Origin of the sequence: Methylorubrum rhodesianum (assembly GCF_014199985.1) — a bacterium.
GTDB lineage: Bacteria > Pseudomonadota > Alphaproteobacteria > Rhizobiales > Beijerinckiaceae > Methylobacterium > Methylobacterium rhodesianum.
Window position 1 is genome coordinate 177,048 of record NZ_JACHOS010000009.1, and the last position, 18,929, is coordinate 195,976.

General features: G+C 69.6%; 13 protein-coding genes. 10 read left to right on the plus strand and 3 right to left on the minus strand.

Going from position 1 to position 18,929, the window contains the following annotated elements:
• Positions 1 to 5: 5 nt before the first annotated feature.
• A complete protein-coding gene (locus HNR01_RS14930; protein ID WP_003606011.1) occupies positions 6 to 719 on the minus strand; it encodes a response regulator transcription factor in 714 nt (237 codons plus the stop codon).
• A 308-nt stretch (positions 720 to 1,027) separates the two neighbouring features.
• On the opposite strand from HNR01_RS14930, the gene HNR01_RS14935 reads away from it, so the two are divergent.
• From HNR01_RS14935 to HNR01_RS14960, 6 genes are all read left to right on the plus strand, one after another.
• Entirely contained in the window at positions 1,028 to 1,837 is an 810-nt protein-coding gene (locus HNR01_RS14935) for a HugZ family pyridoxamine 5'-phosphate oxidase (RefSeq protein WP_017486888.1), read from the plus strand.
• A gap of 150 nt (positions 1,838 to 1,987) precedes the next feature.
• Positions 1,988 to 3,793, plus strand: coding sequence for a translation elongation factor 4 (gene lepA, locus HNR01_RS14940; protein ID WP_017486889.1), 1,806 nt, complete (start codon positions 1,988 to 1,990; stop codon positions 3,791 to 3,793).
• 427 nt (positions 3,794 to 4,220) lie between these two features.
• Positions 4,221 to 5,486 carry an efflux RND transporter periplasmic adaptor subunit gene (locus tag HNR01_RS14945; protein ID WP_017486890.1) on the plus strand — a complete coding sequence of 422 codons (1,266 nt, stop codon included), beginning with the start codon at positions 4,221 to 4,223 and terminating at the stop codon, positions 5,484 to 5,486.
• Positions 5,487 to 5,578: 92 nt separating this feature from the next.
• Complete coding sequence (locus HNR01_RS14950) at positions 5,579 to 8,749, plus strand: efflux RND transporter permease subunit (RefSeq protein WP_183668321.1); 3,171 nt, start codon at positions 5,579 to 5,581, stop codon at positions 8,747 to 8,749.
• 87 nt (positions 8,750 to 8,836) lie between these two features.
• A complete protein-coding gene (locus HNR01_RS14955) occupies positions 8,837 to 9,109 on the plus strand; it encodes a BrnT family toxin (RefSeq protein WP_026105889.1) in 273 nt (90 codons plus the stop codon).
• The gene (locus tag HNR01_RS14960; protein WP_183668323.1) at positions 9,088 to 9,444 is read left to right on the plus strand and encodes a BrnA antitoxin family protein; all 357 of its coding nucleotides are present in this window, start codon (positions 9,088 to 9,090) and stop codon (positions 9,442 to 9,444) included. Before HNR01_RS14955 ends, HNR01_RS14960 begins: the two co-directional genes overlap by 22 nt.
• 36 nt (positions 9,445 to 9,480) lie before the next feature.
• On the opposite strand, the gene HNR01_RS14965 is transcribed toward HNR01_RS14960, so the two are convergent.
• Positions 9,481 to 10,464 (minus strand): LacI family DNA-binding transcriptional regulator, encoded by a 984-nt coding sequence (locus HNR01_RS14965; protein ID WP_183668325.1) that lies wholly within the window; start codon positions 10,462 to 10,464, stop codon positions 9,481 to 9,483.
• Between the two features lie 210 nt (positions 10,465 to 10,674).
• Between HNR01_RS14965 and ptsP the strand changes: the two genes are divergently transcribed.
• From ptsP to HNR01_RS14985, 4 genes are all read left to right on the plus strand, one after another.
• Positions 10,675 to 13,260, plus strand: a complete 2,586-nt coding sequence (gene ptsP / locus HNR01_RS14970; RefSeq protein WP_183668327.1) for a phosphoenolpyruvate--protein phosphotransferase — start codon at positions 10,675 to 10,677, stop codon at positions 13,258 to 13,260.
• 3 nt (positions 13,261 to 13,263) lie between these two features.
• The gene (gene pfkB, locus HNR01_RS14975; protein WP_183668329.1) at positions 13,264 to 14,211 is read left to right on the plus strand and encodes a 1-phosphofructokinase; all 948 of its coding nucleotides are present in this window, start codon (positions 13,264 to 13,266) and stop codon (positions 14,209 to 14,211) included.
• A gap of 83 nt (positions 14,212 to 14,294) precedes the next feature.
• Positions 14,295 to 16,019, plus strand: coding sequence for a fructose-specific PTS transporter subunit EIIC (locus HNR01_RS14980; RefSeq protein ID WP_183668331.1), 1,725 nt, complete (start codon positions 14,295 to 14,297; stop codon positions 16,017 to 16,019).
• A gap of 161 nt (positions 16,020 to 16,180) precedes the next feature.
• Positions 16,181 to 17,686 carry a carbohydrate porin gene (locus HNR01_RS14985; protein WP_183668333.1) on the plus strand — a complete coding sequence of 502 codons (1,506 nt, stop codon included), beginning with the start codon at positions 16,181 to 16,183 and terminating at the stop codon, positions 17,684 to 17,686.
• 181 nt (positions 17,687 to 17,867) lie between these two features.
• Here the strand turns inward: HNR01_RS14985 and HNR01_RS14990 are convergent, their stop codons facing one another.
• Positions 17,868 to 18,929 (minus strand): hypothetical protein, encoded by a 1,062-nt coding sequence (locus tag HNR01_RS14990; RefSeq protein ID WP_017486899.1) that lies wholly within the window; start codon positions 18,927 to 18,929, stop codon positions 17,868 to 17,870.

Here is an 18,929-nt window from a genome sequence, read left to right on the forward strand (position 1 = left end):
TCGTCTCAACCCTCCTTGAACCGGTAGCCGACGCCGTAGAGCGTCTCGATCATGTCGAAGCTCTGGTCCGTCACCTTGAACTTCTTGCGCAGCCGCTTGATGTGGCTGTCGATGGTGCGGTCGTCGACATAGACCTGATCGTCGTAGGCCGCGTCCATCAGGGCGTTGCGGCTCTTCACGACGCCGGGGCGCTGGGCCAGCGCCTGGAGGATCAGGAACTCGGTGACGGTGAGCGTCACCGGCTCGCCCTTCCAGGTGCAGGTATGGCGCTCGGGATCCATCATCAGCTGGCCGCGCTCGAGCGAACGGGCGGCGGCGTCCGCCTCGCGGGCGGCGGCGCCGGGGGTGGCGTCTTTCGGAGCGAAGCGGCGCAGCACCGCCTTGACTCGCTCCACCAGCAGGCGCTGCGAGAACGGCTTATGGATGAAGTCGTCCGCGCCCATCTTGAGGCCGAACAGCTCGTCGATCTCCTCGTCCTTTGAGGTGAGGAAGATCACGGGAAGGTCCGATTTCTGCCGCAGGCGCCTGAGAAGCTCCATTCCGTCCATGCGCGGCATCTTGATGTCGAAGATGGCGAGATCGGGCGGGGAGTGACGCAGACCGTCCAACGCCGAGGCGCCGTCGGTGTAGGTCTGGATGCGGTAGCCCTCGGTCTCCAGCGCGATCGAGACGGAGGTCAGGATGTTGCGGTCGTCGTCGACGAGGGCGATCGTGGGCATGCAGTTTCCCTGACTTGACGGCGCGCGCGCCGCCCCTGGCGCGTCCTTAATGCGGGCCCGCGACGGCCAGGCGCCGCCCCCGCAAATCGGGGACCGCCGGCCGTGCGGAGGGTCTCGTCCTTTACGACCATCGTTCGAAAAAAGCGAGCGGCAGTCTAAGCTTGGCCTTATCGGCCGGCTCGGCGGAAGGGCCCCAAGATAAAAAAACAGGGCGGACAACGCGCCGCGCCCGGCCTCTCCGCCGGCTCTTCTGCGCGCACCCTGCACCGCGCTATGCTCGTTCCCGAAATTTCGGGAGAACAGTTTCCATGGCCAACGACGCGACGCCGCCCGTGCAGGAACGGCGCGGACCGGCCGAACCTCTGCCCGCATCCGAGGCGCCCTTCGACGCGATCGGGCTCGCCCGGTACCTGCTGCGCAGCGTGCGGTCGGGGGCGCTCGCCACGATCGACGCGACCGACGGCACGCCCTTCGCCTCCCTCGTCACCATCGCCACGGACGTCGACGGCACGCCCCTGATGCTGATGTCGCGGCTCTCGGCGCATACGCGCAATCTCGACAAGGACCCGCGCGCCTCGCTGCTGTTCTCGGTGGGCGGCAAGGGCGACCCGCTGGCCCATCCGCGCCTGACCGTGACGGGGCGCGCCACGCGCACGGACGAGAAGCGGGTCCGCGAACGCTTCCTGGCGCGCCACCCGAAGGCCAAGCTCTACGCCGACTTTCCCGATTTCGGCTTCTTCGCCCTCACCCCCGCGGCTGGCCACCTCAACGGAGGTTTTGCCAAGGCGGCGACCCTGACGCCGCAGGAGCTGCTCCTCGACATGGCCGGCGCCGAGGCGATCGTTGCGGGCGAGCGCGGCGCCGTCGAGCACATGAACGCGGATCACGCCGACGCGCTCGCCCTCTACGCCGCGGGTGCCGGCGAGCCCGGTACCGGCTGGCGCCTCACCGGGCTCGATCCGGAGGGGCTCGACCTGATGGCCGGCGAGCGCACGGCGCGGGTGCCCTACCCCGAGCCGGTGCGCGACATGGGCGCGTTGCGAAAGACCCTGGTGGCGATGGCCGCCGCAGCGCGGGCCGCCGGCGCGGAGGCTCCGCCCCCCCATCCGGAGACTTGAGGCAGCCGTCTTGGCGGGAAGGATCCACCCCGCGGCCTCGCCCCGCCTTGGCGCGCGTGCCCGCCGCTGCTATTCCCGGCCCGGCCAATCCCGACAGACCTGCCGTGCGCCGCGCCAGCCCGCAACGGGTTCGCCGTGCCGGAGACCCTGATGACCACCCGCACCATCGACAACATCCGCAACTTCTCCATCGTTGCGCATATCGACCACGGCAAGTCGACGCTCGCCGACCGGCTGATCCAGCAGACCGGCACCGTGGCGCTTCGCGACATGAGCGAGCAGATGCTCGACTCGATGGACATCGAGCGCGAGCGCGGCATCACCATCAAGGCCAACACCGTCCGCCTCGAATACAAGGCGGAGGACGGCCAGGACTACGTCCTCAACCTGATGGACACGCCCGGTCACGTGGACTTCGCCTACGAGGTGTCTCGGAGCCTCGCGGCCTGCGAGGGCTCCCTCCTCGTCGTCGATGCCTCCCAGGGCGTCGAGGCGCAGACACTCGCCAACGTCTACCAGGCGCTCGACGCCAACCACGAGATCGTGCCCGTCCTCAACAAGGTCGATCTTCCGGCGGCCGAGCCCGACCGGGTGAAGGAGCAGATCGAGGAGGTGATCGGCCTCGACGCCTCCGAGGCGGTGCCGATCTCGGCCAAGACCGGGCTCAACATCGAGGCGGTGCTGGAGGCCATCGTCAAGCGCCTGCCGCCGCCCAAGGGCGACCGCGACGCGCCGCTCAAGGCGCTCCTCGTCGACTCCTGGTACGACGTCTATCTCGGCGTCGTCGTGCTGGTGCGCATCGTCGACGGCGTGCTGAAGAAGGGCATGACCATCCGCATGATGGGGGCGGATGCCGCCTACGGCGTCGACCGCATCGGCGTGTTCCGCCCGAAGATGGCCGATATCGGCGAACTCGGGCCGGGTGAAGTCGGCTTCTTCACCGGCTCGATCAAGGAGGTCGCCGACACCCGCGTCGGCGACACCATCACGGAGGACAAGCGCCAGACGACGCAGATGCTGCCGGGCTTCAAGGAAGTCCAGGCGGTGGTGTTCTGCGGCCTCTTCCCCGTGGATGCCGCCGACTTCGAGAATTTGCGCGGTGCCATGGGCAAGCTGCGCCTCAACGATGCGAGCTTCTCCTACGAGATGGAGACCTCGGCCGCGCTCGGCTTCGGCTTCCGCTGCGGCTTCCTCGGGCTCTTGCACCTTGAGATCATCCAGGAGCGCCTGGAGCGCGAGTTCAACCTCGACCTGATCTCGACCGCGCCGTCGGTCGTCTACCGCCTGATGATGCGCGACGGCGAGCTCAAGGAGCTGCACAACCCGGCCGACATGCCCGACCCGATGAAGATCGAGACGGTCGAGGAGCCGTGGATCCGCGCCACGATCCTGACGCCCGACGAGTATCTCGGCGGCGTGCTGAAGCTGTGCCAGGACCGGCGCGGCATCCAGATCGACCTCAACTACGTCGGCAAGCGGGCCATGGTCGTCTACGACCTTCCGCTCAACGAAGTCGTGTTCGATTTCTACGACCGCCTGAAGTCGATCTCGAAGGGCTACGCCAGCTTCGACTACCACGTCTCGGACTACCGCGAGGGCGACCTCGTGAAGATGTCGATCCTCGTCAACGCCGAGCCGGTCGATGCGCTGTCCATGCTGGTCCACCGCACCCGCGCCGAGTCGCGCGGCCGGGCGATGTGCGAGAAGCTGAAGGACCTGATCCCGCGCCACCTGTTCCAGATCCCGGTCCAGGCGGCGATCGGCGGCAAGATCATCGCCCGCGAGACCATCCGGGCGCTGTCGAAGGACGTGACCGCCAAGTGCTACGGCGGCGACATCTCGCGCAAGCGCAAGCTCCTCGACAAGCAGAAGGAGGGCAAGAAGCGTATGCGCCAGTTCGGCCGCGTCGAGATCCCGCAGGAAGCGTTCATCGCCGCCCTGAAGATGGACGACTGACGGCGTCGACCCGGCCGCGAAGACGGGCCTGCCCGACTGTCATCGCAGCGCCGGATACGCGCAATTCGGGGTGATGCTCGATCGGGAAAGGCCGCGCGCCGGATCGCTTTAGCGGCGCCCGCGTTGATGGCGAGGGAGCGACGGAAAGCCCGGGGGAAAGGGCCGTGGCGGCCCCCGGTGCGGTTCCCTGATACGCCGCCGGGAAAGCCGTCACGAACCATATGCGACGAAATTTCGGTCGCCTCGTTTCGAGGGGCCGATTTGTATTCATTTGTAAGAAACGATCCCGTCATACCCCCGTCAAGCCGCCACGGTAACGGCGCAATTCGGGAGCTTCGGTTGCGCGCAAGCGACACGCCGAATCAACCGGCGCGCGGCGCGCCCGTCGTGAAATCGAGGCGCTGGGTCGAAGCGGGATCGGACGACGATGGGCGGGGCGCACGAGGAAAACCTGACGCCGCGAACGATGCGGCTGCGGACGCAGCTGCTCGTTGCCTGCGTGCTGGGGGCGGGAGCGGCCGCGGCCGTGTGGTACGGGCGGCCCAAGGAGGTCGATGCCGCGGTGCCGACGCCGGCCGCGGTGAGCGCCGCGGCGCCGGGGACGGGACCGGTGCGCTTCGTGCTCACCGCCAGCCAGCTCGCCACCGTCACCACCGTGCCGGTCGAGCAGCGCCTGTTCTACGAGGACATCGCCACCGAGGGGAAGATCAGCGTCGACGAGTATCGAGCGACGCCGGTCTTCTCGCCCTATGCCGGCCGGGTCATCACCATCTTCGCCCGTTCCGGCGAACAGGTGAAGCAGGGCGACAAGCTGTTCTCGCTCCAGGCCAACGAGATGGTCCAGGCGCAGAACGATTTCCTCGCGGCACTGAACGTGCTCAACAAGTCGCGCTCGCAGCTCTCCTACGCGACCAACACCGAGAAGCGCCTGCACGATCTCTACGATTCCCGCGTCACCACGCTGAAGGAATTGCAGACGGCGCAGAACGACCTCGCCACCGCGCAGAACGACGCCAAGACGGCGGAGGTCGGCCTGGAGGCGGTGCGTAACCGCCTGCGCATCCTCGGGCTCGCCGACGACGACATGAAGGCCCTCCAGACCAAGGGCGCGATCAACCCCGAGACGACGATCTACGCCCCGCTCTCCGGCACCGTGATCCAGCGCAAGATCGGCCCGGGCCAGTACATCAACACCGGCGGCTCCGATCCTTCCTACGTCATCGGCGATCTCGGCCGGGTCTGGATCGTCGCGCAGCTGCGCGAGACCGATGCGGCCAAGGTCGATCTCGGCGAGCGCATCCGCTTCCGGGTGCTCGCCTACCCGAACCAGATCTTCGAGAGCCGGATCAACTACATCGGCGCCTCGGTCGATCCCGCCACCCGGCGCATCGTCGTGCGGGCCGAGATCGACAATCCCAAGGGGCTGCTGAAGCCCGAGATGTATGCCAGCGTCCACATCATCAACGAGCGTGAGACCGTCTCTCGCGCCGTGCCGCGGCAGGCGGTGATCTTCGAGGGCGACAAGGCGCGGGTCTGGGTGCTCGGCGCCGGCAATGCCGTGGAGAGCCGCCCGGTGAAGACCGGCTTTCTCGACGGCAACAACATCGAAATCACGGAAGGTCTCTCCGTCGGCGAGCGGGTGATCTCGAAGGGCGCCCTGTTCATCGACGGAATGACCGATCAGCCCGGCTGACGGGCCTGGCCAACGTTCCCCGCGAAAAGAAGCATTCCGAGCCGGGGCCGTCCCCGGCCGCGCCGTAGCGGCGCGAGGCTGGAACCGACCCCATGAACGGCATCGTCGCGCTCGCGCTCCGGCAACGGCCCCTCGTCATCCTCGCCTTCGTGCTGTTCGTGGTCGGGGGCCTCGCCGCCTTCCAGAACCTCAACATCGAGGCCTATCCCGACCCGACCCCGCCGATGGTCGATGTCGTGACCCAGACCGACGGCCTCTCGGCCGAGGAGATCGAGCGCTACGTCACGATCCCGATCGAGCGCATCACCTCCGGCATGCCCAACCTCAGGCAGGTTCGCACGATCTCGCTCTACGGCCTGTCCGACGTGAAGCTGCAATTCGGCTTCGAGTTCGACTATCTCCAGGCCGAGCAGCAGGTCCTGAACCGCCTGCAGCAGCTCGATCCGCTGCCGGCGGGCGCCAAGCCCACCATCTCGCCGATCAGCCCGATCGGCGAGATCTTCCGCTACAAGCTCACGGCGCCGCCCGGCTACAGCGTCCTCGACCTGCGCACGCTCCAGGAATGGGTGCTCAAGAAGCGCTTCCGCGCGGTGCCGGGCGTGATCGACGCCATCGGCTGGGGCGGCAAGACCAAGACCATCGAGCTGTCGGTCGATCTCGACCGGCTGATGGCCTACGGCCTGACCCTGTCGAACGTGGTCAAGACCCTCAACGACAGCAACCTCAACGTCGGCGGCAACCGCGTCGCCATCGGCGGCCAGTCGGCGGTGGTGCGCGCGGTCGGCCTGATCCGCGACGTGGACGACATCAACGGCACGGTGCTGACCCAGGTCGGCGGTGCCCCGGTGCTGGTGAAGGACATCGCCACCGTCACCATCGGCCATCAGCCCCGGCTCGGCATCGCCGGCATGAACGACGAGGACGACATCGTCCAGGGCATCGTGCTGATGCGCCGCGGCGAGAAGAGCACGCCGTCGATCGAGGCGGTGAAGGCGGAGGTCGCCAAGATCGAGGCCGCCGGCATCCTGCCGCCCGGCGTGAAGATCGAGCGCATCTACGACCGCGCCGACCTGATCGCGGTGACGACCCACACCGTGCTGCACAACATGGTGGTCGGCATCCTCCTGATCCTCGTGATCCAGTGGCTGTTCCTCGGCAACCTGCGCTCGGCCCTCATCGTCGTGGCGACGATTCCCTTCGCCCTGTTCTTCGCCGTCGTCATCCTCGTGGCGCGCGACGAATCCGCCAACCTCCTCTCGGTCGGCGCGCTGGATTTCGGCCTCATCGTCGACGGCACCGTCATCATGGTCGAGGCGATCTTCCGGCGCCTGTCCGGCCACGGCATTCCGGGCTATCCGCCGCCGGGGCTCGACGCGAAATCGGGGCGCATCGCGCTCGCTGCGGGCGACGTCAGCCGCTCGATCTTCTTCGCGGCGGCGATCATCGTCACGGGCTTCCTGCCGCTCTTCACCCTCACCGGCGTCGAGGGCCACATCTTCGGGCCGATGGCGACGACCTACGCCTACGCGCTGCTCGGCGGATTGATCGCCACCTTCACGGTCACGCCCGCGCTCGCAGCGTACCTGCTGCCGGCTCATATCGAGGAGAAGGAGACGATCCTGGTCCGTGTCCTCGACCGGATCTACCGCCCTGCGGTGCGCGCCGCGATCGGCGCCCGACTCGTGACGGTGGCCTGCGTCGCGCTGATCGCCGTCGGCGTCGGCATGGCCGGCCGCAATCTCGGCTCCGAATTCCTGCCCAAGCTCGAGGAGGGCAACCTCTGGGTCCGCGCCACCATGCCGGCGACGATCTCGCTGCGCGAGAGCAACGGCTACGTCAACGAGATGCGCAAGATCATCGCTCAGATCCCGGAGGTCGAGCGCGTGGTCTCGCAGCACGGGCGCCCGGACGACGGCACCGATGCGGCCGGCTTCTTCAACGCCGAGTTCTTCGCGCCGATGAAGCCGCTCGACCAGTGGCGCCCCGGCATGGACAAGGAGGCCCTCACCGAGGAGATGCTGCACAAGCTCCAGGCGGCCTTCCCCGGCGTCGACTTCAACCTGTCGCAATACCTTCAGGACAACGTCGCGGAAGCGGTCTCCGGCATCAAGGGCGAGAACTCGTTCAAGATCTTCGGGCCCGACCTGCAGACCCTGACCGACACGGCCAAGCAGGTGCAGCGGGTTCTCTCGACGATCCACGGCGTCGAGGATCTGGCGGTGTTCCAATCGCTCGGCCAGCCGACGATCGAGATCGACGTGGACCGGGTGCGCGCCGCCCGCTACGGCCTGACGCCCGGCGACATCAACACCACGGTGCGTACCGCCATCGGCGGCGACTCGGCCGGCGACCTCTACGATCCCGGCTCCGAGCGTCACTACCCGATCATGGTGCGGCTGCAGCCGCAGTTCCGCCAGAGCATCGAGGCGATCGCCAACCTGCGCATCGCCGGCCAGAGCCCGGCCAACGGCGCCCCCGTGCAGTTCCCCCTGAGCGCGGTGGCGCGGGTCGAGCTCGTCTCCGGCCCGGCCTACATCTACCGCGAGGCCCAGGAGCGCTACCTGCCGGTGAAGTTCTCCGTGCGCGGGCGCGATCTCGGCAGCACCATCGAGGAGGCGCGCGCGCGCGTGGCCAACGAGGTGAAGCTGCCGCCGGGCTACCGGCTGGAGCTGGTGGGCGAGTTCAACAACATGAAGGGCGCGATCGCCCGCCTCTCCGTGACCGTCCCGGTCGCGATCGGCATCATCGCGATCCTGCTGTTCATGAATTTCTCGTCGGTGGTCGATTCCCTGCTCGCGCTCAGCGTGATTCCAATGGCGATGGCCGGCGGCATCCTCGCACTCTCGCTCACCGGCACCTCGTTCAGCGTCTCGGCGGCGATCGGCTTCATCGCGCTGCTCGGCATCGCGGTGATGGACGGCATCATCGTGCTCTCCTCCTACAACGGCCTGCTGGCCGCGGGCGTCGAGCGCGTCCCGGCGATGCTGCGCACCTGCTACACGCAGATGCGCCCCGTGGTGATGACCTGCGTGGTCGCCGGCGTCGGCCTGCTGCCGGCGGCCTTCTCCACCGGGGTCGGCTCGCAGGTGCAGAAGCCCCTGGCGCTGGTGGTGGTGGGCGGCATGGCGCTGGCGCCCCTGCTGATCCTGCTGGTGCTGCCGGTGCTGATCCTGACCTTCTCCCGCCGCAAGCCCGCCGTGCATTCGGAGGCCTCGGACCGGGTCGCCGCCGCGCAGGCGCATTCCCACGCCGGAGCACATTGAGGGAAGCGCGGGACCGTGTTTCCGCAGGACTGCCTCGGACGGGTCCCGAAGCGCTTGCCCCGGCGCTTTATGTACGTACACTAAATCGTGCCGATCACGTTCGATCCCGCCAAGAGTGAGTGGAACCGCCAAGAGCGCGGCATGCCGTTCACCATGGCGGAGCGGTTCGACTTCGACACGGCTCTCGTGCGTGAGGATGACCGCGACGCCTACCCGGAACCGCGCTTCCAGGCACTCGGCAAGATCGGCCGCGAGGTGGTTTTTCTCGTCTTTTCTCCGACAGAGGACGGCTTTCGCGTCATCTCTCTGCGCAGGGCGACAAAACAGGAGCGTAGCCTATGGCTCGCAAGGCATCCGTGACACCCGATGACAATGCGCCCGAACTGACCGGTGCGCAGCTTGCCGAGATGCGCCCGGCTCGCGAGGTGTTGAACCCCCAGCAGTTTGAGGCGGTCACGTCCGTGCGCCGCGGGCGCCCGAAGGCGCAGGCGCCCAAGGTGCCAGTGACGATTCGCATCGATGCCGATGTGGTCGAGACCTACAAGGCCACGGGCGACGGCTGGCAGACCCGCATGAACGAGTGCCTGAGCCGAGGTGCGCAGAAGCTGCGCGCGGCGCCGAAGTCTCGGTCGAGCGAGGCCGGCAAGAAATCGAGCCCGAAGGCTCGGCTTGGTGGCAAGGCGAAAGCCGGGTAGCGAGCCGCCGGAGCCTCCGCCACCGGAAAAGGATCCTCACCCCCGCCGCGTCGAGCCCCGCAGCACCGCCCGCCCGCTCAGCGTCACCTTGCGCACCGGCTGGCTCGGCTGCTCGATGCGTTCGAACAGGAGGCGCATCGCCTGAGAGCCGATCTCGGCGACCGGCTGCTCGATCACGGTGAGGCCGGGCTCGACCAGATCGGTCCAGGGCTCGTTGTCGAAGCCCGCGAGCGCGAGGTCCCTCGGCACGGCGAGCCCGAGGGTCCGCGCCGCGCGCACCGCCCCCATCAGCATCAGCCCGTTCGAGAGGATCAGCGCCTCGGGCCGGTCGGGCTGTGACAGCCAGCGCACGGCTTCCGTTTCCGCGGCGGTCGCGTTCGGCGCCACGGAGCGGGCGAGCGGAGCGAGATCGTAGCGGAGCATCGCCGCCGCGTAGCCGGCCTGACGCTCCCGCGCCGTCGAACTGGTGGAGCCGAACAGGCCGCCGACGCGCTTGAAGCCCTGCGCCACGAGGTGATCCACCAGCGCCGAGGCTGCAGCCGCGTTATCGAGCACCACGCTGTCATGGGCTCCGGGCAGCCCCGAGCGATCGATGAACACCGTGGGGAAGGAGAGGCTGTCGGCCCTGAGCCCGTCGGCCGTCACCTTGGTCGGCGCGAAGATCACACCGGTGACGCGCTCCTCCTCCATCAGCCGCAGATACATCGCCTCACGGGCCGGATCCTCGTCGGTGTTGCACAGGATCACCCGCATGCCGGCGGCGTAGGCCGCATCCTCCACCGCCCGGCTCACCGCCGTGAAGAACGGGTTGCGGATGTCGGCCACGATCAGGCCGATGGTCTGCGCCGCCTTCGATCGCAGGCGCCGGGCCGAGAGATTCGGCCGGTAGCCGGTGGCGCGAACGGCCGCCTCGACCTGCTCTCGCACCGCGTCGCTGACCGGGCCGCGGCCGAGCGCCCGCGAGACCGTCGCCGTCGAAACGCCCGCCACGCGGGCCACGTCGCGGATTCCAACGCTCATGGGCAGGGAAACGTTTTCAGCCTCATGAAACGGTTCTGCCACCTGGTTCTAATGGTGACAAGCGGCATGCTTGCACTTTGATGCAGAGCCACACTTGACGCAGGTTGTGAAAACGTTTTCATAAAGAACAACAGGTCAGGCCGCTGGACCGAAGGCCGTGGATGGAGCCGGCGAAGCCGTCCGGGTTCCCTGGGGTGAGGAGAGCACGCCATGCTCGCGCTGACACCGACCCTTTCGCCCCAACGCGCGGGCCCGCGGCTGCTGGTCCGGCTCGGCGCCGCTCCGGCGAGCAAGGAGGCCGCGATCCGCGAGGCCGCCGGACTGCTGACCACCGCCGGCTGCATCGAAGAGGCCTACGGCGAGAGCATGCTGCGGCGGGAGGGCGTGGCGAACACCTTCCTCGGCCACGGCGTCGTGATTCCGCACGGCATGGTCGACGACCGGCACCTCGTGCGCGAGAGCGGGCTCGCGGTGTTGCAGGTTCCCGGCGGGATCGAATGGCATGACGGCCAGACCGCCCATCTCGTGGTCGCCATCGCCGCACAGTCGGATACGCACATCACCGTTCTGCGCCGCCTCACCCGCCTGATCCAGGACGAGGCCCGGCTCGAACAGCTCCGCACGACCGAGAATGCGGCGGACATCGCCGCGGCCCTGAGCGAGGACGCCGCCGCGCCGGCCGCGACCGGTCCCGCCACAGACCTGCGCCAGCGCTTCGAGTGGACCGTCGACTACCCGACCGGCCTGCATGCGCGCCCGGCCGCGCACTGGGTCGAGACCGCCCGCGCGCTGCCCGCCCGCATCCGGGTGCGCCACGGCGATCAGGTCGCCGACGCCAAGAACCTGATCGCGCTGCTGCAGCTGGGCCTGCGCTGCGGCGACGAGGTGACGATCTCGGCCGAGGGCGACGACGAGGCCGGCGCGCTGGCCAGGATCTGCGCCGCGGTCACGGGCCTGAGCGCCGGCGAGAAGGCGGCGGCCGCGCGCGCGGCGGAGGCCGCGGCCAGGGCCGCCGCCCCGGTGGCTGGCTGGAACCCCAGCGACGCGCCGCGGGTGATGGCCGGCATCGCGGCCAGTCCCGGCCTCGCCATCGGCCCGATCCACGTGCTGGCGGCGGCCGAGGTCGCGGTGCCCGACGAGCCCGAGCCGCTCACATCCGGCGCCGACCGGCTGCACCGGGCGCTCGTGACGACGGGCGGCCAGCTCAGGGCGCTGGCCGACGACACCGAGCGGCGCCTGGGCAAGGCCGATGCCGGCATCTTCTCCGCGCAGGCCGAACTGATCACGGATACCGACCTCATTACGTTGGCCTGCCAGCTCATGGTCGAGGGTCACGGCGTGGCCTTCGCCTGGAACGCCGCGGTGGAGCGCATGGCGGGCCAGCTGTCGGCGCTCGGCAACCCCGTGCTCGCCGCCCGCGCCGCCGACCTGCGCGATGTCGGCCGCCGGGTTCTGGCGCAGATCGATCCGGCGCTGAGGAGCGGCCACGACCTGCCGGACGCGCCGTGCATCCTGCTCGCCCCCGACCTCGCCCCCTCCGACACCGCCGGCCTCGACCCGGCCCGTGTCATCGGGCTGGCCACGGCCCAGGGCGGACCGACTTCGCACACCGCGATCCTGGCGCGCACGCTGGGCATCCCGGCCGTGGTCGCCGGCGGCCCCGGACTGCTGGCCCTCGCCGACCGCGCCGTCGCGATCCTCGACGGCACCGCCGGACGGCTCTACCTCGGCCCGAGCGAGGCGGACATCGCCTCGGCGAAAGCGTGGCAGACGCGCCAGCGCGAGCAGGCCGAGACCGAAGCGCGGGAGCGGGCCAAGCCTGCGCAAACCCGGGACGGCCACCGCATCGCCATCGGCGCCAACGTCAACAATCCCGAGCAAGTGCCGATGGCGCTGGATCAGGGCGCGGAGGGCGTCGGCCTGATGCGCACCGAGTTCCTGTTCCTGGAACGCGGCGACACGCCGTCGGAGGACGATCAGTACGGGACCTATTCGGGAATGCTGACGGCCCTGGCGGGCCGCCCGCTCATCGTGCGCACCCTCGACATCGGCGGCGACAAGCAGGCCGCCCATCTCCACCTGCCGAAAGAGGAAAACCCCTTCCTCGGCGTGCGCGGCGCCCGCCTGCTGCTGCGCCGGCCGGACCTGATGGAGCCGCAGCTGCGCGCCCTCTACCGGGCGGCCAAGGACCACGTGCCGGCCGACGCGCCGCGGGGCAAGGACGCGCCGCTCTCGATCATGATGCCGATGATCACCTCGGTCCCCGAGGTGCTGCGGCTCCGTGAGATCTGCGAGGGAATCCGAGACGAGATCGGTGCGCCGGAGGTGCCGCTCGGCATCATGATCGAGGTGCCCGCCGCCGCGATCCAGGCCGACGTGCTCGCCCGGCACTGCGACTTCTTCTCGATCGGCACCAACGACCTCACCCAGTACACGCTCGCCATCGACCGCCAGAACACCGACCTCGCGCCGGAGGCCGACTCGCTCCACCCGGCGGTGCTGCGGCTGATCCGCCTGACCTGCGAGGGGGCGGCCCGGCACGGGCGGTTCGTGGGCGTGTGCGGCGGCATCGCGGGCGATCCGTTCGGCGCCTCCCTGCTCGCGGGCCTGGGCGTCCACGAATTGTCGATGACGCCCCGCGACCTGCCCGGCGTGAAGGCGCGGCTGCGGGCCTGCGACATGGCCGAACTCAAGGCCCTCGCGATGGACGCCTGCACGCAGGAGGACGCGGCGGCCGTGCGCGCCCTCGACCCGGCCGCCGACAGCGCCGCCGATGCCGCCGCCGCGGGAGCCTGAGCGATGCGCCTCGTCACCCTCACGCTCAACCCGGCGATCGACCAGACCGTCGCCCTCGACGCGCTGAACCCCGGCAGCGTGCACCGCGCCCGCTCCGTCTGGGCGGATGCCGGCGGCAAGGGCGTCAACGTCGCCTGCTGCCTTGCCGATTGGGGCCTGCCCGTCTCTGTCACCGGCGTGCTGGGCCAGGACAACGCCGCGCCCTTCGCGCAGCTTCTCGCCGCCAAGGGCATCGACGACCGCTTCGTCCGGATCCCCGGCGAGACGCGCACGAATCTCAAGCTGCTCGACGCCGCGAGCGGCGACACCACCGACATCAATCTGCCGGGGCTCGAATTCGGGCCCTCCACCGTCGAGGCGGTGCGGGCGGTGCTCGTCGATCTCACCGGCCCCGGCAGCCTCGCCGTGCTCGCCGGCAGCCTGCCGCGCTCGCTGGGGCCCGACGCCTACGCCCGGCTCACCGCCGAGCTGAAGCGGCGGGGCACCCGCGTCGTGCTCGACGCCTCCGGACCGGCGCTCGCCGCCGCCCTCGCTGCGGGCCGCGACGGCCTTCCCGACGCGATCAAGCCGAACCGGCACGAATTGGAGGAGTGGGCCAAGCGCCCTTTGCCCACCTTCGCGGACGTGCTCGACGCGGCCCGCGAATGCCAGCGCGCGGGCGTCGCCCTGGTCTGCGTCTCGCTGGGCGCCGAGGGCGCGCTGTTCGTCGCGTCCGAGGGCGCGTTGCGGGCGCTGCCGCCGCCGACGCGGGTGGCGAGCACGGTCGGCGCCGGCGACGCCCTGGTCGCCGGCCTCGTCGCCGGGCTGCACGACGACCTGTCCCTGTCCGATCTCGCTCGCCGGGCGCTCGCCTTCGCCGCGGGCAAGCTCAGCCGCACGGGGGCGAACCTTCCGGGACGGGCGGAGGTGGAGGCGATCGCCGCCGAGATCTGCGTCGAAGAGATCTCCTAGGCGCGACCGGAACGACCCTCCCCCTTGTGCGGGTGAGGAATGCGGGCCGCGGACAGGACGAACAAAATCCGAGGAGGAAACCCATGGCACAGCTTCTGGCCGTGGTGGGAGGCGGAGACCTCCCCACCCACGCCGTCCTCGCCGCCGAGGCCCTGCGCAAGGCGGCCGGACGGCGCAACACGCCGATCACCCTCGAAGTCCGCGGCAGGGGCACGAGCGCCAACCCGATCCCCGAGGCGGCCATCGCCGAGGCGCGGGCGGTGCTGCTCGTCGGCGAGGGCGACCTCGGCGAGGGACGGTTCGGGGCACTGCACCGGGCCCGCGCGGCGATCGAGGACGTGCTGAGTGACGTCAACGCCGTGTTCGATCGCCTGATCACCGGGGCCGAGGCGCCCTCCCCCGCCGCGGGTGCTGCGGCCGGCCCCAAGAAGATCGCGGCGATCACCTCGTGCCCCACCGGCATCGCCCATACCTTCATGGCGGCGGAAGGCATCCAGGCGGCGGCCCAGGCGCTCGGCCATGAGGTCCGCGTCGAGACGCAGGGGTCGGTGGGTGCCCGCGACGCCCTGACGGCGCCGGAGATCGCGGCGGCCGACATCGTGCTCATCGCCGCCGATACGGGGGTCGACCGGGCGCGCTTTGCCGGCAAACGGGTCTACGCCACCAACACCAAGGCAGCGATCCGCGACGGCAAGGGCCTGATCGCCACCGCGCTCGCCGAAGCGCAGATGCAGCCGGCCGGCGGCACCGAGGCGACGGCCGACGGCCCCGCCCGCCCGGCAGCGGCCGAGGCGAAGGCCGGCGCCTACAAGCACCTGATGACCGGCGTCTCGTTCATGCTGCCCTTCGTGGTGGCGGGCGGCATGCTGATCGCGCTCGCCTTCGCCGTCGGCGGCATCGACGCGATGAAACCGGAGAATGCCGGCACGCTCGGCTACGCGTTGGGCGAGATCGGCGCCAAGGCGGCCTTCGCCCTGATCGTGCCGGCGCTGGCCGGCTACATCGCCTATTCCATCGCCGACCGGCCGGGCATCGCGCCGGGCATGATCGGCGGGATGCTGGCGGCGAACCTCCAGGCGGGCTTTCTCGGCGGCATCGCGGCGGGTTTCATCGCCGGCTACACGACGAGCTTCCTGAACAAGCATATCCGCCTGCACCGGAACCTGGAGGGCCTCAAGCCCGTCCTGATCCTGCCGTTGCTCGCCACCGCGATCACCGGCCTGCTGATGATCTATGTGGTCGGTATGCCGGTGGCCGCCGTGCTCGCCGCGCTCACCGAGTGGCTCAAGGGCATGCAGGGGGCGAGCGCCCTGGTGCTCGGCCTCGTGCTGGGCGGGATGATGGCGGTCGATATGGGCGGACCGATCAACAAGGCGGCCTACGCCTCCGCCGCCGCGCTGCTCTCCTCCGGCGTCGATGCGCCCATGGCGGCGGTCATGCTCGGCGGCATGACGCCCCCGCTCGGCATCGCGCTGGCCACCCGGCTGTTCCCGACCCGCTTTACGGCGCCGGAGCGCGAGGCCGGCGGCGCGGCGGCCGTGCTCGGCGCCGCCTTCATCACGGAAGGGGCCATCCCCTTCGCCGCGGCCGATCCGCTGCGGGTGATTCCCTCCATGGTGGCCGGCTCGGCGGTCGCGGGCGCCATCGCCCTGACCTCGGGCGTGACCCTCAAGGTGCCCCATGGCGGCCTGTTCGTGCTGCCGATCCCCAACGCGGTCGGCAACGTGACGGGCGCGCTGATCGCGCTCGCCGTCGGCACCCTGGTCACGGGCCTGCTGGTCGGTCTCCTCAAGAAGCGCGCGGCCTGACCGGCAAGGGCGGCGCCGGCGCAACCGGCACCGCCCGATCGACATCGGCCCTCGCCAATCGGACCGCGTCCCGGCCCGCGCACCACAATACAACTTCTAGTGAATTAAGCACTCGCGTTCGGGCAACCGGACCGCGAGGACGTCGGGAGCAGGGAACCGGGATGAAGGCTGGAAAGGCGGCATGGGCGGCGCTCGGCTTCTGCACCGCGCTCGCGGGGGGAACGAGGCCGGCCGAAGCGCAGGAGGCGTCCGCGCCCCCCGGTCTCGCCGGACCCCGGCTCGGTGCGCCGGCCGCGATCCGCCGCCCGGTCCTGCGGCGGGTGGCCCGGCGCGCGCCGCCCCGGCGGAGCTTCGGCGACGACGGCAGCGCGGCCGCCGCCGCCGACGTGCTCGGCCAGACCGCCACGCCTCCCACCCTGCCGCCGGGCACATTCGACCTCGGCAACGGCCTCTCGTTCCTGCTCAATTACACCGGACAGGGGGCGACCAATCCCGTCGGCGGCATTCGCCGGGGCGCGGCCTGGGCCGGGCAGCTCTTCTTCGGCATCGACGCCGACCTGCGGCGGCTGGCCGGAATCGAAGGCAGCTCGTTCCATGTCGCGGTCACCAACCGCCACGGCCGCAGTCTCGCCAATGACGTCATCGGCAACAACACGAGCGTGCAGGAGATTTTCGGGGGCGGCCAGACCACACGTCTGACGCTGCTCTCCTACCAGCAGAAGCTGTTCGACAACCGGCTCGACATCGAGGTCGGACGCCTGGTGGCGAACATCAACTTCCTCAACTCGCCGATCTACTGCAACTTCCAGACGAACTCCGCCTGCGGCAACCCGACCTTCGTGTTCAAGACCTCGAACTTCACCTTCTGGCCGGTGGCGAGCTGGGGCGGTCACGCCAAGGCTTGGCTGACCGACCGGGTGTTCCTCCACGTCGGCGCCTATGAGGTGAACCCGTTGCACCAGCAGCCCGGCGACAACGGCCTCGATTTCTCGATCAGGGGTGCGACCGGCGCGATCGTGCCGTTCGAGCTCGGCTACGCGACGTCCTTCACCAACGACGAACTGCCGCGCAACTACGGCATCGGCGGCTGGATCGACCGCTCCGACTACACGGATCCGGTGCGCGACGTGGCAGGTGGCCGGGCAGTGCTGACGGGACTGTCCCCCGCCACCCGCTTCGGCCGCTCGGGCGTCTATGCCCGTTTCGATCAGATGGTCTGGCGCCCCGATCCGAAGGGCATCCAGGGCCTCACCCTGTTCGGCGTCGCGATGGCCGGCGCGGGCGGCCGCCTGATCGAGGATTACTTCCTAGAGATCGGCGCGCTGCAGACCGGCACCTTCGCCGGGCGGCCCTACGACACGGTGGGCTTCGTCATCAACAGCCAGACCTTCAGCCCCCTGGCGCTCGGCAACATCGAGGCGGCCCAGGCTTCCCTCGGCCTGTTCCGCAGGATCCCGAGGCAGCAGATCATGATGGAGCTGAACTATGGGCTGCAGGTCACGCCGGCGATCCGGCTCACACCGAATCTGCAATACATCGTCAACCCGGATCAGACCCGGTTTCCCTACTACCCGAAGAACATCCCCGACGCCCTCGTGATCGGCGCCAAGCTCTCGGTGGACCTGTTCACCCTGGCCGGCCTCGCCGGAGGCCCCAGCAGTCCGTGAGGGCTACACGCCAACAAAAAGCGGCGCGCCCATGAAGGGCACGCCGACTGAGGTGACTCGCGGTCTCAGGAACGAGTCGTTGAACTTTATCCAATATACCAGTGAATGTCTGTGACCTATCGGCGACAGCAGTGACATTGCACACAGTTTTGTGAGGGGTGGATGACACCCCGAACGTGGGCTACCGTTTCGCCAGGGCGTCGGCGAAGGCGACGATGCGGTTGCGGGCGTAGGTCGGCACACCGGCACTGATCGAGGTTCCGGTGTTGAACGAGGAATTGCCCATCAAGACCTGCACCGGCAGCAGGTTCTTGAGCACCGGCACGCGGGCATATTCCTGCTTGCGCTCCAGCACGTCCGCCTTGATGGCGAGCGCCATGTAGGTCGTCACCACCGTCCGGTTCGGGTCGTCCGGGGCCGGCTGCATCACCGCCAGGAACTTGCCGAAGCGCAGGATCTGGTTGACCCAGAAGATGGTCTGTTCGAGCCCGCCGGCCACGGGCGTGTCGATCTTCGTCAGCGCCGCGAGGCCCGCGGCCTCGCCCGGCGGCAGCACCCGCAACTCGCTCTGGAACGAGACGAACTCCGCGACCTTCTTCGAGGTGCCGAGTTCGAGCTTGTTGGCGAGCTTCACGCCCAGCGGCAGCTTGCCTTCGAGATCGTAGCGCGACTCGATGCAGACGCCGCCGGCCCCGCACCAGGGCCGGTCGGGGCGCTTCGCGAAGGCGGCGGCCGGATCCTTGGTCGGTGTCGCCTCGGCCGGGTCGAGCCGCTTATGGCGGATCACCGGGTCCATCTTGGCCAGGAAATCGAGGTTGGCGAAGGCGGCAAGGTCGATGGCGGAGGGCGGCCTGGCGACGACGAAGCGCCCCTCCGCGACGTAGACCTTCAGGGTCTCGTGACGCTGCTTGGCGACGCCGTTCACCGTCTGGGTGTAGGTCGGCTCGGTGTAGCCCGGCCAGGGACTCAGCGCCGCGGCCTCCTGCGGCCGGCTCTTCCGCCACGCCTCGAAAGCGATCAGGCCGCTCTCCGGGTTGGTGGACGCGGCCTCGCGATGATCGCTGAACAGGACCGTTCCGGGCTTGAGGCTCGCGGCGTCGCCCGGGGTCAGGGCCGGCACGTCCTTGACCCGGTCGGAGACCAGGGCGGCGGGTTTGGGAAGATCTTTCGCCGCTTCCTGCCCCTGGGCCGGCACGGCCAGCGCGAGCGCGACGACAAGGGCGGCCGGAAATCGCCTGGGCAA